Below are 15875 nucleotides of genomic sequence, written 5' to 3'. Positions count from 1 at the left end.
GGCCGTCACCGCGTCGGTTTGTTGTCTTATTTGCCCTGAACTTTGTCCATGACAAGACGCTCTTCCTCAACCCATGCGCAGGGTGCACGCGACCCGGCTGCCCGTGGCGGCAAGCGCGCTGGGGGCTGGCTGCTGGGCCTGTTTGCCCTGCCATTTGCAGCCGTGGGTGTGGGCATGCTGCTGCTCAGTGTGCTGCCCACGCTGTACGACTGGGCGCGCATGCAGTGGTGGCAACCCGTTCCGGCCACGTTGGTGGCTGCGCGGCTGGAAACCAGCCGCAGCAGCAAATCCAGCTCCTACACCGTCAAGGCCACCTACCGCTATCAGGTGGCGGGCCGTGAGTACCAGGGCGAGCGCGTGGCGATCAGCGGTGGTGGCGACAACGTGGGCGATTTTCAGGAAGCGCTGGGTGCGCGGCTGGAGCAGGCACTGCGCGATGGCGTGCCCGTTCAGGTCTGGGTCAGTCCGTCCGATCCGGCGGACGCAGTCATTGACCGCAGCCTGCGGCCCGGCCTGCTGGCCCTGAAGATGGTGTTTGTGGTGGTGTTTGGCGGCGTGGGCGTGGGTCTGCTGGTGCATGTGCTGCGTCCCACCCGCGCCGCGCATGGCAGTGCGGGCAGCAGCGGCCAGCCGCTGACGGCGGGCATGCCCGGGCGGGTGGAGCGCATACCCGGCGGGGTGGCCATGTACTTTCCGGCCGGCCGGTGGTGGGGACTCAAGCTGGCGCTGGCCTTGGTGGGGGCTGTGTTTTTGACCGTCGGGGCGCTGGTGCCCTGGGAGCAGGAGTCCTCGGGCGAGGTCGGGCCGTGGCTGTTCCGCATGCTGTTTGGCGGTGTGGGCGGCATGATGCTGCTGGGCAGCTTCTACGCCCTGGCCAACAGCCTGCGCGTGCAGCTGGACCACACCGGCCTGCGCACCGAGCGGCGCTTGCTGGGCCTGATGCTGCGCTGGCACCAGGTGCCACCGCACGACATTGCCCGGCTGCGGGTGGTGGAGAGCTACACGGTCGAAAGCAACGGCAACCGCCAAGTGTATTTCCGCATCGTGGCCGAGCTGCGGGGCGGGCGGCAGATCACCATCGCCCAGGACTTGAAGGGGCGCGCCCAGGCCGACAAGCTGCTGGCATCCATCGGCGGCTGGACCGGCTACGCCACGCGCTGAGTTCAACAGGGTGGGTCCGGCGACTTCAACCGGCCTTTCTGAAGGTGAGGTTGATGCGGTGTGCACCCGTCAGCGGGTGGTGTGCTTCGGGCAAGGGCTGCACCCCATGAAACCGCAAGCGCGCAGGCCCGCCCCAGACCACCACATCGCCATGCAGCAGCGCAATACGGCGGGTCTTGTCCGCCCGCTGCGCACCACCCCACAGAAACATCGCCGAAACACCCAGCGACACCGACACGATGGGGTGGGCGTAGTTGCCTTCGTCGCGGTCCTGGTGCAGTGACAGGCGTGTGCCGGGGGCATAGCGGTTGATGAGGCAGGCGTCGGGCGCAAAACCGGCGAAGCCAACGGTTTCAGCTGCTTCGCGCCCCAGCTGGCGAAACAGCAGCGGCATGGCGGGCCAACGCTGGCCGGTCTGCGGGTCGATGGGGTCATAGCGGTAGCCGCTGCGGTCACTCACCCAGCCCAGCGCGCCGCAGTTGGTCATGGCCACCGACATGCGCAGGCCGCCCGGCGTGATGAGGTGCCTGAAGGGCGCCTGGGTGGTGATCTGCTGCACCGCAGCCAGCAAGTCCGCCGCCTGCGCCAGCGCAAAGCCGCGCAGCACCAGGGCGCCGGGCTCCAGCACCTCGGGTGGCCGGGCGGGCTGGGGTGGGTCGTCGAACAGGCTGGCGGTCATGGCATCTGTCATCTTTGGCGAGGGGCTGCCTGCAACGGCTTTGGCGGTGACAACCTCATTCAGCATCATGAAAGATGATGCCCAGCGTGTGCCGCTGCCCGCTGCGCAAGCGGCTCACGCCATGGCGCATCTGCACGCGGTAGGGCCCGCGCGTGCCCTGCACGGGGCGGTGGTGCACGGCAAACACCACGGCGTCGCCGCGCGAGAGCGGCACCACCTCGGCACGCGACTGCATGCGCGGGCGCTGCTCGGTCAGCACGAACTCGCCGCCGGTGAAGTCTCGCCCCGGCTCCGACAGCAGGATGGCCACCTGCAGCGGAAACACATGTTCGCCGTACAGGTCCTGGTGCAGGCAGTTGTAGTCGCCCGGCCCGTACTGCAGCAGCAGTGGCGTGGGGCGCACCTGGCCGGCGGCGTGGCAACGGGCGATGAAGTCGGCATGCTGCGCGGGGTAGCGCACGTCGATGCCCATCGCGGTGTTCCATTGGTTGGCGATGGGGGCCAGATGCGGATACAGCGCCCCGCGGAGGCCCGCCACCAGGTCGGGCAGCGGGTAGCTGAAATACCGGTATTCACCCTGGCCAAAGCCATGGCGCTGCATCATCACCCGACTGCGAAAGGTGCCCTCTTGCGCGTGGCCGTACAACTGCGCCAGGGCGGCGCACTCGGCAGTATTCAGCAACTGGGGCAGCACGGCATTGCCTTGCTGGCGCAGGACCTCGCTGGCGGTTTGCCAGTCGATGGTGGCCGCGCGCCGGTGCCACACGCTATCCGTCAGCGTGCCCGGGCTGGAAAGAGCCGCCACGCTCATGCCACCCGCTCCGCTGGCAGCGGGGCCGCTTCTGCGTCGGACTCGCGCGTCAGCAGGGCGCGTTTGCGCTCCACGCCCCAGCGGTAGCCCGACAGCGTGCCATCGCTTTTCACCACCCGGTGGCAGGGAATGGCCACCGCCAGCGCATTGGCCGCACAGGCCTGCGCCACGGCCCGCACGGCAGTGGGCGCGCCGATGCGCTGGGCCACCTCGGCATAGCTGGCCGTCTGCCCGGCCGGGATGGCCTGCAGCACCCGCCACACCCGCTGCTGGAACGCGGTGCCGCGCACATCCAGCGGCAGGTTCAGCCCCAGGCCCGGGGCCTCGACAAACGCCACCACCTGCGCCACCAGGGCTTCAAACGCGGCGTCGCCGCCAATCAGTCGGGCCTGCGCAAACCGGTCCTGCAGCTCGCGCAGCAGCGCGTCAGGGTCGTCGCCCAGCAAGATCGCGCAGATGCCCCGGTCGCTCTGCGCCACTAGAATGGCGCCCAGCGAGCACTGGTCGATGGCAAAGCGGATGTCTTGCGATGCCCCCCGTGCGCGATATTGGCTGGGCCGCATGCCCAGCACCTGGGCAGACTGTTCGTAAAACCGGCTGCTGGACTGGTAGCCCGCGCCATAGATGGCGTCCGTCACCGAGTCCGTGGTCGGGCTGTCGAGCGCACTGCGCAGCCGCTGCGCGCGCTGGGCCACCGCGTAGGCCTTGGGGGTGAGTCCCGTGGCCTGCTTGAAGATGCGGTGCAGGTGCGAGGCACTTAGGCCCACACGTGCTGCCAGTGCATCGAGGGTGGGTGCCTCACCGGGCGCGGCGCTTTCGATGACGCGGCAGGCTTCCGTCACCAGCGCCGCGTGGTGCGACAGCGCGGTGGCCTGGCGCGGCTTGCAGCGCTGGCAGGGGCGGAACCCGGCGCGCTCCGCATCGTCGCAACTGGCATGGAACAGCACGTTCTCTGGCCGGGGTGTGCGCGATGCGCAGCTGGGGCGGCAGTACACGCCCGTGGTCTGCACCGAGTACCAGAACGTTCCATCGGCCTCAGTGCTGCGCGCCACCACTGCCGCCCAGCGCGGGTCTGCCTGGGTGGCGGCTGCCTGCGCGGCTTTGGTGTTGGGACGGTGGCGGGTGGGCATGGGGGTGCTGCGGGGAAGAAGGGCGGTCACATTCATCATGGTGCAGGGCTCACAAGGTGGGTTGCAATGCCATGCACTCTAGGGACGGAGGCCGTGGGGCGCACTCCGAAGCTTGCTTTTGAATTCTGCGCTTTTGCGCAATGCTCCCCGCACGGATGAGTTTGCTCACTTATTGATAGCTGCCAGCGCATGATTTACTAGCGCTACAAGGTAAAAACGCCCAAAACTCAGGTTTCAGGTGGCTGCAGCGGCCGGGGCCGCCGTTTGCCCGTGCCACCCCAGCGCAGCGCGTCTTCGCCGGGTATGCCCAGTGGGTTGTTGGCCGGTTCGGTCAAGGGGGCCAGCAGCGCGTGCAGGTCGGCTTCGCTGAACTTGACTGCGCCTTCGGCATCGTGCCCCAGCACGCCCTGGGCCAGCGCGCCCTTGCGGGCCTGCAGCTCCAGCATGCGCTCCTCGATGCTGCCGTCCACCACCAGCTTGTAGACGAACACGGGCTGGTCCTGCCCGATGCGGTGGGCGCGTGCGGTGGCCTGTTCTTCCACGGCGGGGTTCCACCAGGGGTCCAGGTGGATCACGGTGTCGGCGGCCGTGAGGTTCAGGCCCAGGCCCCCGGCCTTGAGGCTGACCAGCAGGATGGGGGCGCTGGTTGCGTCCTGCGACTGGAACTGCCGCACCACCGCGCCACGCTGGCGTGGTGGCGTCTGGCCGGTGAGTGTGAGGTAGGGCAGGGCCAGGGTGTCGAGCATCTCGGCTGCCAGGCCCAGCATTTCGGTGAACTGCGAGAACACCAGCACGCGGCGGCCTTCATCGACCAGGGCGGGTAGCAGGTCGGCCAGCAGTTCGAGCTTGGCGCGCTCCATCGAGTGCGCCGTTTTCGTGGTGCCTTTGACTAATCGTGGGTCGCAGCAGACTTGGCGCAGCTTGAGCAACGCGTCCAGGATGGCGATCTGCGAGCCTTCAAAACCCTGCCGCTCCAGTGCGCGGCGCACCTGCTTGTCGGCCGTGGTGCGCACGGCCTCGTACAGCTCACGCTGTTTGCCTTGCAATTGCACGCGCAGGACGGTCTCGGTGCGCGGCGGCAGTTCGGTGGCCACGTCCTGCTTGCGGCGGCGCAGGATGAAGGGGCGCACACGCTGCGACAGCAGCTGGGCGCGCAGGGTTTCGCCGTTTTCCTCGATGGGCTTGCGCCAGCGGGCGTTGAAGCTGCGCACATCGCCCAGAAAGCCGGGCATCAAAAAGTCGAACTGCGCCCACAGCTCGCCCAGGTGGTTTTCCAGCGGCGTGCCGGTCAGGCACAGCAGATGCGGCGCCTGCAGCTTGCGCAGGGCGCGGGCGCTGCGGCTGCCGGCGTTTTTCACCATCTGGGCCTCGTCCAGGATCAGCAAGTGAAAGGGCTCGGCGGCCAGCGCCTCCACATCGCGCCAGAGCAGCGGATAGGTGGTCAGCACCAGGTCGTGGTCAGCGATGTGCAGGTAACGTTTGCCACGGTCGGCGCCATGCAGGGCCAGCACGCGCAGGCTGGGCGCCATGCGCGCGGCCTCGGCCTGCCAGTTGAAGAGCAGCGAGGTGGGTAGCACCACCAGCGCTGGTCGCTTCAGCCGCCCTGCCTCCTTTTCGGTCAGCACATGGGCCAGCGCCTGTGCGGTTTTGCCCAGGCCCATGTCGTCGGCCAGGATGCCGCCCAGGCCCTGGGCGCGCAGGTACTGCAGCCAGGCAAGGCCTTCAAGCTGGTAGGGGCGCAGCTGCACCTGAAGGCCCTGCGGTGCGGCCAACGGCTGGGGCGCACCGATAGAGCGCAGGCGCTTGGCGAGCTGCGCTAGGCCCACGTCGCCCTGTAGCTGCCAGTCGTTGTTCCAGCCGTTCACCGTGCCCACGCGGTGCACCTGCACGAGCCCGGCACGCAGGGCCTCGATGCGGCGCGCCTCCCACGCGCCCAGGCGCAGCGGGTCGCCGTCCTTCAGCTGTTTGCGGGTGGGGTCGGTCAGCAAGTCCACCATGGCGCCCACGATGGCCTTGAGTGGCCCGGCAGGCGCCTCGATGCGCTTGCCGCCGGGCGCGCGCAGCGAAATGATGGCGATGTCATCGATGGCGGCCATCTGCCGCGCGTTGAGCCAGCGGGCGTCGCGGCGCAGCAGGTCGGCCAGCATGGGGGCCAGGTCCAGCGTTTCACCGTCGATCTCGATGCCCAGGCTGAGCAGCCAGGCGCCCTCGCGCTCGGGCAGCATGAGCTTTTGCACGGGGCGCTGGCGTGTGCCCAACGGGCCATCGACTTCCTTGGCCAGCAGCTCGCCAGTTTCGGGGGCGATGACCAGCTTCCAGCGCGACACGGGCACGCTTTCGTGCGCAAAGCCGGGGTGTACCACCACGCTCCAGCCCTCGGTTCGCAACCGGGGAACCACGTCGGCCCAGAAGTCGCCAAAGTGCGCCTCCTGCGCCAGCGTCCACACAGGGCCCAGCGTGGTGGCGGCTGCGCGGTGGCGCCACTGCAGGCTTTTGGGGTCCACGGGGGTCAGGCCCAGGTCCCACACGCGGTCCATGGCGTCGGCTTCAGCCGCCAGGTTGCGCTGCATGCGCACCACCGGGCCACCGGTGTCGAACAGGTCTTGCACCGGGGCAGGGCGCGCGTTGAGGATGGAGGTGGGGGCCGGCGTCTGCCAGGTGGTGCCATCGTCGGTGCGGTAGGTCCAGTCAATCTGCACCAGCGTCACGCTGTCACCACGCGGGCCCAGTTTGCCCCGGGGCGCCATGCCCAGCAGACCATCGCCCCGGCCCAGCGTCATGAGGGTGATGCGCGGGCGAAAGTGGCCGGGGACGACGCCATCGGGTGTGTTGGGCGCCGGGCTGTGGCCCGGCGGGTGGCTGCCATCGCCCCGCAGCTGGGCCATGACCTGCGCGGCCTCGGCGTCGGTCAGCGGGGGCAGCTGCTGCAGGGCGGCGCTGTCAGCACGGTTGCGCAGGGCCTGGGCCCATTGCGCGACCACATGGGCCCGACCTGCAGGGGGCGTGGGTGGAACGGGTGACTGCGGCAGGCTGGGCATGGGCTGGCATTGTGCCCATGCGTGGCGTGCCCTTTCGTCTAAACGCTGCGTTGGGTGCCCAGCGCCAGCGCAAACAGCTCGTTGCGAAAGTGGATACCCAGGCGGCTGAATGCGCGGTTGCGGTAGGTTTTGACGGTGGGCAGGCTCAGGCCCAGGTCGCAGGCAATGCCCTCTTGCGTCATGCCTTGGAGCAGGCGGGCACACACATCCAGCTCTCGCTCGGTCAGCCCTGCGTGGGCGCGCAGCAGGCGTTCGCGCAGCGCGGGCAGGCTGTGGGACAGCGCGGGGGCCGTGGCCTGTGGCGGGGGCTGCAGCGCGGGTTGCAGCACGCCGGGGCGCTGGGCCAGGGCAATGTGTTTGCGGGTCAGCGCCAGCAGCACCGGGGCCATGCCTTCAAAGTCGCTGATCTGCCGGTCCTGGAAGGGCTTTTGGTGCTGGTGGCGGTAGAAGTTGACGGCAAAGACCGAGCCATCGCTCTCGTGTTCCACCACCGACACCCGCTCGGCCACGCCATGGGCTTCGTACACGCGGGCGCGGTGCTCAGCGTCCACCTCGGGCGCCGTCAGGTGGCACAACTGGGTGGGCGCTTCGGCCGGGGCGGCTTCGTCCAGCGAGCGGCCCCAGGTGCGGTCGGTGCGGTAGGGGCCTGACAGGTAGGCCCACCAGCAGTCCTGCGTGGTGTCGGGAATGCCGTAACTGGCCGACATGAACAAGGTGGGTTTGCAATGGCGCCCGGTGCGGTACACCGACCACGACGCTGCGGGCAGCACGGGTGCCAGCTCCTGCAGCATGCCGCAGGCGAACCCGTCGTCGCCCAGCTGGTGAACCATGGCGCCCAGGGCCGAGCCCATGAGGTTGGGCGGGGGCGTGATGCCGCCGCCGGATGTGCTTGCAGGGAGCCAGTGCCTCATGGGTTGCGCGGGGTATGCCGGGTGGGCTTTGTCATTGCTGTCATCTTCAGGGATGACAGGGGTCAAGCGCCACGGGATTTACGCTAGGTGCAACCCCGCAAGCAGGCTGGGTGCACGCCGCCCCTGGCCGCTTGCCTGCCAGACACCCGAAAGATGGAGCCCATGACCGAACCCGTGCCCTTTGTGGAACCCCGTTTGCGATTTTTTGCCGACCTACGCGTGGAGGTGGGCGTGCCCCAGGAAGTGGGCCGCACCGTGCACGGCCTGCGTCGGCTCATCCCCATCCTGGGTGGTAAGGCCCAGGGCGATGGCTGGAAGGCCCGGGTGATGCCCGGCGGGGCGGATTTTCAGCTCATCGTGAGCGACACCCTGGCCGAGCTGGACGCGCGCTACACGCTGGAGGCGGATGGCGGTGACTTGATCTATGTGCAAAACCGCGCCGTGCGGTCCGGCCCGCCCGAGCTGATGGCGCGCCTGGTGCGTGGCGAGGTGGTGGACCCGGCGCAGATCTACTTTCGCTGCAGCCCCCAGTTCGAGACAGCGTCTCCCGCACTGCGATGGATCGGGGAGCGCATGTTCACGGGCACCGGTGCGCGGTTTCCCGATGCAGTAGCCATGCGGTTCTGGGAGCTGATGTAGCCGCACAGCAGTCCCGCATTTCGCTTTTTTGATGACCGACAGCACACAACAACACCCTGGAGACCTTGTCATGACCTCTTTTTCGACGCTCACCCGTACCCTGTCCCGCAACTTCTCTCGTCGGCATGCCCTGCGCAGCGTCTGCCTGGCAGCCACGGTGGTGGCGGGCCTGGCCCCCGCCACTGGCGCCCTGGCGCAGACGGCCAGTTACCCCAACAAGCCGGTGCGCATCATCGTGGGCTTTCCGGCAGGCACCGGGCCGGACATCGTGGCGCGGCTGCTGGCGCAGAAGCTGTCGGAAGGCTGGGGCAACCTGGGCGTGATTGTGGACAACAAGCCCGGCGCCGGGGGCTTGATCGCTGCGACCGAGGCCGCACGCGCCACCCCTGATGGCTACACGCTGATGCTGGGCGAAACCGGACAGCTCAGCATTGCGCCCAGCAGCTACAACAAGCTGCCCTACGACCCGCAAAAGGACTTCGCGCCCGTGAGCCAGGTGGTCACCGCCGACTTTGCGCTGCTGGTCAACCCGCAAAAGGTGCCGTCGCGCAATGTGAAGGACTTTGTGGCCTGGACCCAGCAGCAAAAGGGCCTGTTCCTGGCCACCTTTGGCGCGGGTACCCCGGGGCACTTTGGCGCCTTCATGTTTGGCGAGGCCGTGAAGCTCAAGCCCGAACCGGTGCACTACAAGAACACCACCGACGCGCTGGGTGGCCTGTTCAGCGGTGACGTGCAGGGCGTGTTTGCCAGCGTGGGCCTGGCTGCGCCCAACGTGAAGGCCGGAAAGCTGGTGGCGCTGGGCACTACGGGCGGCACCCGGTCCAACGCACTGCCCGATGTGCCCACCATCAAGGAGCAGGGTTACCCCAGCCTGGAATTCAACTCGTGGTTTGGCATCGTGGCCCCGGCCAAGACGCCCCCCGAGATCGTCGCCAAGCTGAGCGCCGACATCATCAAGGCCGTGCAGTCGCCCGAAGGCAAGGCCAAGATGGAAGAGGCTGGTTTCCGCGTGACGGGCACCAACCGCGAGGAGTTCGCACGCATCATCGCGGCCGACACGGTGACCTGGGGCAAGGCCGTGGCCGCCACGGGCTTCAAGGCCGACTGAGTCGGCACTGCCCAGTGATTGCCGGGCGCTACGCATTCCGCTCGCAGGGCGGCGCCAGGCGATAGGGGCAACGCCGTCCGATTACCAAAAAATCCGCGCACCTTCCTCAGCGACGCCCTGACGGCCGTCGCAGGGCGTTGCTGCGCCAATGGTTCAACCCCACAAGACCGATCTACCGAGGAGATCACCATGCCATCCCTTTCGCTGGATACCCCCATCGCGCAACGCGTTGCGCTGCCCGCCGCCGTGCTGCTGCCGTTATTGCTCAGTGCGTGCGGCGGCGGCAACGCTGTACTGGTGACCGAGAGCGCCAACCCGGCCGCCGCTTGCGCCGCATTGAGCACCAACGCGCAGCTCAGCAACACCAACTTGTCCACCAGCTATGTCCCACCGGGCACGCGCCGCCCCGGTGGCGCTGTCACGGGCGACTTTTTGCCCGGGCACTGTGTGGTCACGGGGGCCATCAACCCGCGTGTGGGTGTGGATGGCAAGAACTATGCGATCGGCTTTCAGTTGAGCCTGCCCGACCGCTGGAACGGACGCTTTCTGTTCATCGGCGGGGGCGGCAACGACGGCATCCTGCGCGACAACTCGCTCAGCTCCAGCATTTCGGGCGGCACGCCGTCGCCGCTGGGGCAGGGCTTTGCGGTGGTGTCCACCGATGCGGGCCATACTGGCACCAGCGCCAGCTTTGGCGCCGACCCGCAGGCGCGCACCGACCATGCCTACAACTCTTACGACAAGACGGCTGTGGCCTCCAAGTCGCTCATCCGCACGCGCTACGGCCGCAAGCCGGACTACTCCTACTTCTCTGGCTGCTCCGGCGGCGGGCGCCAGGGCATGGTGTTCTCGCAGCGGTTCCCGGACTACTTTGACGGCATCACCGCCGGAGCGCCCGCCATGCGCGTGTCCAGCGGTGCCACGGTGGCCGCCATGTGGAACACCATCCAGTTCAACGCCATTGCGCCCCAAGACGCCAGTGGCAACCGCATCCTCTCCAAAGCCTTCAGCAACAGCGACCTCAAACTGGTGGCCACTGCAGTCAATGCCACCTGCGACGCCGCCGACGGCGTGGTGGACGGCCTGGCCCAGAACGTCAACGCCTGCAAGGCGTTTGACCCCGCCGTGCTGCAATGCACAGGCGGCAAGACCGACAGCTGCCTGTCGTCCGCCCAGGTGGGCGCGCTCAAGAGCGTGTTTGCAGGGCCCCGCAATTCCGCTGGCAAGGCGCTGTACACCGGCCAACCCTGGGACGCCGGGCTGGCGGCACCCGGCTGGCGGTCGTGGACGCTGGGCAACTCGACCACGGCCACGCCCGACGCACGCTACATCACGCTGATGGTGGATGCCTTGGTCAACGAGTTCTTCACACCGCCCGATCTGTCGTTCAACCCGCTGGCGTTCAACTTCGACACCGACCCCGCGCGCATGGCGGCGTATTCGGCCATCTACGACACCTATGCCGACGACAAACTGGCGGCCTATAAGCAGCGCGGCGGCAAGCTGCTGTTCATCCACGGCATGTCCGACCCGATCTTCTCGGCGTTTGACACGGTGGACTACTACGAACGTCTGGCCGCGAACAATGGCGGCATGGCGGCCACGCAGAACTTTGCGCGAACCTTCCTGGTGCCGGGCATGAACCACTGCTCGGGCGGTCCGGCCACCGACAACTTTGACTCGATCCAGACCATGGTGGATTGGGTAGAGAAGGGCATTGCCCCACAAAGCATCGCGGCCAAGGCGCTGCCCACCAACGCAGACTTTCCCAACCGCACGCGTCCGCTGTGCCCCTACCCGCAGTTTGCCAAGTACAAGGGCTCGGGCAGTGTGGAAGACGCCAGCAGCTTTGTCTGCTCGGCCAGCTGACGCGCGGCCTGAGCGACGCTGCAATAAAGCGAAAAGGGCCCTCGGGCCCTTTTTTTGGGTCTGTACACCCGGGTCCTGGGGTCAGCGCTTGACCGTTGAGGACTCCACGGGCGGCGGCAACCGCAGCTGGGCTTGTTGCACCACGCGGATGCAGTCGCGCAAATGCTGCTCGCCCAGGTAGCGCAGGGTGGCGTAGCCAAGGGTGGCCGCGATGGCTTGTCCCGCCAGGGGCACGTACTTGGCAGCCTGCTTGGTGCTCAGGCGCAAGCCCACCGTCTGGGTGGCACGGATGACCAGTTCGCGGGTGATGAGCTTGCCGATCAGCACCGAACCCACCAGGCCCACCGCCTTTTGCACCTGCTCTCGCTTTTTTGGATCCAGTTGGTCGATCTGCTCGGCCGACAGGCCGAACTCGGTATTGATCTGTGGGATCAGGCGGGAAAGCAGGGCAGCATCGACCGCCCAGTCCAGCCCCGGCACCGGGACCACGCTGGCCGCTGCCGCCACCATGGCGCGGCGGTGCAGCAGCTTGCGGGCGCGGCGTACAACCGCAGCCAGTTCAGGGTCTCCAGCGGCCATTTGCAATGAGGTGGGCATGGGTGACAACGTGATGGAGGGTGATAGGACGAAAGTGCGTGATTCAAAGCGCAGATGGCGAGCAGCTCAGCGAGCGGGGCAAGATCCAGGACCTCTCAGGACTTGCCCTTGACCAGGCCGTACACCACCAGCAGAGCGACAGCGCCCAGCACCGATGCAATCCAGCCAGCGCTGTCGCCCTGCGCATACCAGCCCATGGCCATGCCCACGTAGCTGGCCAGAAACGAGCCCGCTACACCGAGCAGCGCCGTCATGATCCAGCCCAGCTTGTCGTCCCCGGGTTTGACGGCACGGGCAATCAAGCCCACCACCAAACCAATCAGCAACATCCCCAGAAGTGACAGCATGTTTTTCCCCTTGATAGTTGGTTCAGACGATAGAGTCACTTTACAGATGGGGCAGTCAAAGCGCTGTCGGACAATGCCCCCTGTCAGCGTCCCCCAGGCAAGGTGGTGCTGTGCCGTGTGGAGTCCCACGGATGCAGGGGGCGTTCAAAAAGGCAGCGCTCAAAGCGGTGCGCATGCAGGTCCATGCCCGATATCTGGTGGTCGGTGCGCGAGCACACGTAGCGCCCGCTCGGCAGGCTGGCCCAAGCCGCCTCAGTGAGCAGGATCTCGTTGGCCGTGGCAATGTCTTCGCCCAGTTTGCAGGCGCAGTTCATCTCGGGGCCAAACAGGTCCTCGCGTGCAATCACCAGGGTGGGCCCAAAGCCAATGCCTGCGCTCACGTTCAGCGTCCGCTCGGGCGGCAGCACGGTGTTCATGGCGCCCAGGGCGCGCAGGGTGTCCAGCGCGGCCTCCAGGGCTTGCTCGGGCGTGGCGAACACCGCAAACAGGTTATCGGCCTCCTGCTTGATGACCTCACCGCCGTTGCCTTCGAGGGCAGGGCGCGCTGCCTGCTCCATCTGGTGGATCATCGCCAGGAAGTGAATGATGCCGTGGCGCTGGGTGATGCGGGAGAAGCCGCACATGTCCAGCACCAGGATGGCGACACTGCGCACAAACGCCTGTTCAATGGCGGCGTCAATCGCCCCGGTGCCGCTGGTGGGGGTCTGGTTGCGCTCTGACAGCAGGCGCCGGAGATAGCCCTTGTCGTGCGCAGTCGCAGCATCGGGGGGCAGCGCGGGGGTGTGGTGCATGGCAACGCCCTGTGGGTGGTGTCCGACATGGTAGCGCGGCCGGTGCTGGCGCCGCGCAGGTTGCGCCCGGGGCTACAGTGAGGCTCGCAAAGGGTGGTGGGGTGCTTGTCTTACCCACAACTGCCGCAGACTTCTCTCAAGACAGAAAGGTGTACCCACCATGTTCACTATGTCATCCACCCCATTCATTTCGTACTCCGTTGCACCGGCTGGGGCCCAGCGCTCGTCATGGAGCCGGTTGGTGGCTCGCCCGGCCGCCGTATTGGTGGCCGCCATGGCTTTGGGCGGTGTGCTGTCGTTTCCCACTGCCGCCCAGGCGCAAAGCGACGAGGCATCCCTGGCGCGCGGTGCCGTGCCTGACACCACGCCGCAGCAGCGCTACCAGTCGGCCATTCGTGAAGCGGGGGGTGGGCTCAAGGTGAGCCTGGAAGAGTGCCGGGCCATGCCGACGGCGGAGCGTAAGCGGTGTGAGTCCGAGGCCCGGGCGCGGTATCAGGCTGACATGGCAGCAGCCAAGGCGCTGCTGCGGGGCGATCCGTCTGCCGGACCGGTCAATGTGACTGGTGGCCCGATTCGCAGCACCGAGACGGTGTACGTGGTCAAGCCCTGATCACCACGGCCCGCCAATGAAGGAAGCCGGGAGCGTTTTACGATTTATTTCTGCGCCTGGGGTGCCTGGGCGCTCTCGACACCTTCGCCCGGCGTCACACGGCGCGCGCCGTTGAAACGGCGTGCCCAGTAGGCGACGCCCATGTCTTCCACCCGGATCTCCGAGCCGCTGCGGGGCGAGTGGATGAACTTGCCGTCCCCCACATAAATGCCCACATGGCTGAAGTTGCGGCGCATGGTGTTGAAGAACACCAGGTCGCCGGGTTGCAGCTCTTTCTTGTCGATGACCTGGGTGGCGGCTGCCTGCTGATCAGCCCGGCGGGGCAGCAAAAGCCCCACCGTCTGCTCATAGATAGCGCGCACAAAGCCGCTGCAGTCAAAGCCGGTCTCGGCACTGTTGCCGCCACGCTTGTAGGGCACGCCCAAAAAACCCATGGCGTTGACCACCAGGTCACCCGCGCGGCCTGCTACGGTCTGGGCCTTGTCAGCCACCTTGTGGCTCACGTCTTCGAGTCGGGTAAACAGCCCTTTGTCCGCGAGCAAGCGGTCCATATCGTCAGAATTGGTGCCCTGGGGCGCCGCATGCGCAGCGGTGGCGCAGGCAAGGATGAGGATGCAAAACCATCTGGACATGGGGGCGAAGGGTAACACGGTATGGTTATTTATCAAAAATAAGCATTTTTGCAAGCTGTTGATTTGATTCAGATAAATCGATGGGCGCAGTGTTTTCACAGGCAAAAGCCGCTTGCAAGATGCGCGCCAGACCGGCTTGCCTCCGCCCCGGGTGCGGTCGGTGGCAAGGCCATGGGCCAAAAGGAGCTTGAGAGCATGGGTTGGACTCTAAATCGGCAGGTAGTGCTAGTGAACAAAGCACGGGTAGCTATATGTTTGATAGCAGCCAGTGCGCACGCAGGCAGCCAGGCCCAAGGCGTCCCCGTGCCGCCGCCGGCGGTGTCGCTGGTGCCGGTGGCCACCGGCCTGGTCCACCCCTGGGCGGTGGCCTTTTTGCCGGGCGGTCAGTTCTTGGTGACCGAGCGGCCGGGGCGCCTCCGCGTTGTCAGCGCGACGGGACAGGTGGGGCCTGCGCTGGCGGGAGTGCCGCAAGTGGCGGCAGGCGGGCAGGGCGGCCTGCTGGACGTGGTGACCGACAACGACTTTGCCCGCAACCGCCGTATCTACTTTTGTTTTGCCGAGCCCGCCGCTGGTGGCACGGCGGGCAACAGCACGGCGGTGGCGCGCGCCACCCTGTCGGCAGATGCCAGCAGCCTGCAGGACGTGCGCATCATCTTCAGCCAGCGGCCCAAGGTCGAGAGCGCGCTGCACTTTGGCTGCCGCATTGCCCAGGCCAGTGATGGCAACCTGTTTGTGGCGTTGGGCGAGCGCTACCACCGCAAGGACGACGCCCAAAAGCTCGACAACCACCACGGCAAGGTCATCCGCATCACGCCCGACGGAGCAGCGCCGCCCGACAACCCGTACGTGAAGCAGCCCGGCGCCTTGCCCGAGATCTGGAGCTACGGCCACCGCAACCCCCAGGGCGCCACGATGGCCCCCGACGGCAAGCTGTGGATGCATGAACATGGCCCGCAGGGCGGTGACGAAATCAATCTGCCCCAGCCCGGGCGCAACTACGGCTGGCCTGTCATCACCTACGGCGAGAACTACGGCGGCGGAAAGATGGGCGAGGGCACGGCCCGCTCCGGCATGGAACAGCCACTGCACCACTGGACACCGTCCATCGCCCCCTCGGGCATGGCGTTTCTGACCAGTACGCGCTACGGCGCGGCGTGGCAGGGCAGTTTGTTCGTCGGGTCGCTCAAGTTTGGCACCCTGCACCGGCTGGAAGTGTCTGGCGGCAAGGTGCAAAAGGAGGAGCGGCTGTTGCAAGGCAATGGCGAGCGCATCCGCGACGTACGCCAGGGGCCAGACGGCTTGTTGTACCTGCTGACCGATAGCCCGCAGGGGCGGTTGCTGCGCTTGCAGCCCGCTGCGGCCCCATGACCGGTTTTGCTTGATGCAGGTCAAGCAAGCCCGGAGATGGGTGACCGAACCGGCGGACCCGGGGTGATCCCGCAGGCTGGGCGCGTGTTTTCGGTATAGGCTGGCGCGATGCATGCTGAGCCCACCACCTCTTCCCCTGCCACGCCCTCCGCTCCTCCTGCGGCCTCGGTCAATCCGGGCACCG

The 15875-nt window shown here is 67.1% G+C and carries 15 protein-coding genes; 6 read left to right on the top strand and 9 right to left on the bottom strand.

Features of this window, described 5'->3' with window-relative positions; translation table 11 throughout:
- Positions 1 to 48: 48 nt before the first annotated feature.
- A complete protein-coding gene (locus C8C95_RS21355) occupies positions 49 to 1161 on the top strand; it encodes a DUF3592 domain-containing protein (protein WP_116749913.1) in 1113 nt (370 codons plus the stop codon).
- Positions 1162 to 1186: 25 nt separating this feature from the next.
- Here the strand turns inward: C8C95_RS21355 and alkB are convergent, their stop codons facing one another.
- From alkB to C8C95_RS21330, 5 genes are all read right to left on the bottom strand, one after another.
- Positions 1187 to 1840: a DNA oxidative demethylase AlkB gene (gene alkB / locus C8C95_RS21350; protein WP_116750402.1), complete on the bottom strand. Its 654-nt coding sequence runs from the start codon at positions 1838 to 1840 to the stop codon at positions 1187 to 1189.
- A 55-nt stretch (positions 1841 to 1895) separates the two neighbouring features.
- Positions 1896 to 2651, bottom strand: coding sequence for a 2OG-Fe(II) oxygenase (locus C8C95_RS21345; protein ID WP_116749912.1), 756 nt, complete (start codon positions 2649 to 2651; stop codon positions 1896 to 1898).
- On the bottom strand, positions 2648 to 3781 hold the full coding sequence (gene ada, locus C8C95_RS21340; protein ID WP_116749911.1) for a bifunctional DNA-binding transcriptional regulator/O6-methylguanine-DNA methyltransferase Ada: 1134 nt from the start codon (positions 3779 to 3781) through the stop codon (positions 2648 to 2650). The genes C8C95_RS21345 and ada overlap by 4 nt, the downstream gene beginning before the upstream one ends.
- 227 nt (positions 3782 to 4008) lie before the next feature.
- Entirely contained in the window at positions 4009 to 6819 is a 2811-nt protein-coding gene (locus C8C95_RS21335; RefSeq protein ID WP_116749910.1) for a DEAD/DEAH box helicase, read from the bottom strand.
- A gap of 38 nt (positions 6820 to 6857) precedes the next feature.
- Entirely contained in the window at positions 6858 to 7730 is an 873-nt protein-coding gene (locus C8C95_RS21330; RefSeq protein WP_243415745.1) for a LuxR family transcriptional regulator, read from the bottom strand.
- A gap of 162 nt (positions 7731 to 7892) precedes the next feature.
- Between C8C95_RS21330 and C8C95_RS21325 the strand changes: the two genes are divergently transcribed.
- The 3 genes from C8C95_RS21325 to C8C95_RS21315 all read left to right on the top strand — a co-directional run bounded on the left by C8C95_RS21325 (position 7893) and on the right by C8C95_RS21315 (position 11346).
- Positions 7893 to 8369 carry a DUF3237 domain-containing protein gene (locus tag C8C95_RS21325; protein WP_116749909.1) on the top strand — a complete coding sequence of 159 codons (477 nt, stop codon included), beginning with the start codon at positions 7893 to 7895 and terminating at the stop codon, positions 8367 to 8369.
- Positions 8370 to 8439: 70 nt separating this feature from the next.
- Complete coding sequence (locus C8C95_RS21320; protein WP_200938932.1) at positions 8440 to 9477, top strand: tripartite tricarboxylate transporter substrate binding protein; 1038 nt, start codon at positions 8440 to 8442, stop codon at positions 9475 to 9477.
- Positions 9478 to 9666: 189 nt separating this feature from the next.
- Entirely contained in the window at positions 9667 to 11346 is a 1680-nt protein-coding gene (locus tag C8C95_RS21315; protein ID WP_116749908.1) for a DUF6351 family protein, read from the top strand.
- A gap of 81 nt (positions 11347 to 11427) precedes the next feature.
- Here the strand turns inward: C8C95_RS21315 and C8C95_RS21310 are convergent, their stop codons facing one another.
- The 3 genes from C8C95_RS21310 to C8C95_RS21300 form a co-directional block, all read right to left on the bottom strand.
- Positions 11428 to 11943: a hypothetical protein gene (locus tag C8C95_RS21310; protein WP_056065019.1), complete on the bottom strand. Its 516-nt coding sequence runs from the start codon at positions 11941 to 11943 to the stop codon at positions 11428 to 11430.
- 95 nt (positions 11944 to 12038) lie between these two features.
- The gene (locus C8C95_RS21305; protein WP_056062936.1) at positions 12039 to 12290 is read right to left on the bottom strand and encodes a GlsB/YeaQ/YmgE family stress response membrane protein; all 252 of its coding nucleotides are present in this window, start codon (positions 12288 to 12290) and stop codon (positions 12039 to 12041) included.
- 83 nt (positions 12291 to 12373) lie between these two features.
- Positions 12374 to 13081, bottom strand: a complete 708-nt coding sequence (locus tag C8C95_RS21300; protein WP_116749907.1) for an adenylate/guanylate cyclase domain-containing protein — start codon at positions 13079 to 13081, stop codon at positions 12374 to 12376.
- A gap of 169 nt (positions 13082 to 13250) precedes the next feature.
- Here C8C95_RS21300 and C8C95_RS21295 point away from each other — a divergent pair, with 169 nt between their 5' ends.
- Positions 13251 to 13691, top strand: a complete 441-nt coding sequence (locus C8C95_RS21295) for a hypothetical protein (RefSeq protein ID WP_243415744.1) — start codon at positions 13251 to 13253, stop codon at positions 13689 to 13691.
- Between the two features lie 44 nt (positions 13692 to 13735).
- Here the strand turns inward: C8C95_RS21295 and C8C95_RS21290 are convergent, their stop codons facing one another.
- Complete coding sequence (locus tag C8C95_RS21290; RefSeq protein ID WP_056062930.1) at positions 13736 to 14323, bottom strand: C40 family peptidase; 588 nt, start codon at positions 14321 to 14323, stop codon at positions 13736 to 13738.
- A gap of 195 nt (positions 14324 to 14518) precedes the next feature.
- Between C8C95_RS21290 and C8C95_RS21285 the strand changes: the two genes are divergently transcribed.
- Positions 14519 to 15691, top strand: a complete 1173-nt coding sequence (locus C8C95_RS21285; RefSeq protein WP_243415743.1) for a PQQ-dependent sugar dehydrogenase — start codon at positions 14519 to 14521, stop codon at positions 15689 to 15691.
- Positions 15692 to 15875 lie beyond the last annotated feature (184 nt).

The organism is Acidovorax sp. 99, from assembly GCF_003096455.1.
GTDB classification, from domain to species: Bacteria; Pseudomonadota; Gammaproteobacteria; order Burkholderiales; family Burkholderiaceae_C; genus Acidovorax; species Acidovorax delafieldii.
This window is presented reverse-complemented; position numbering and strand designations above follow the sequence as displayed.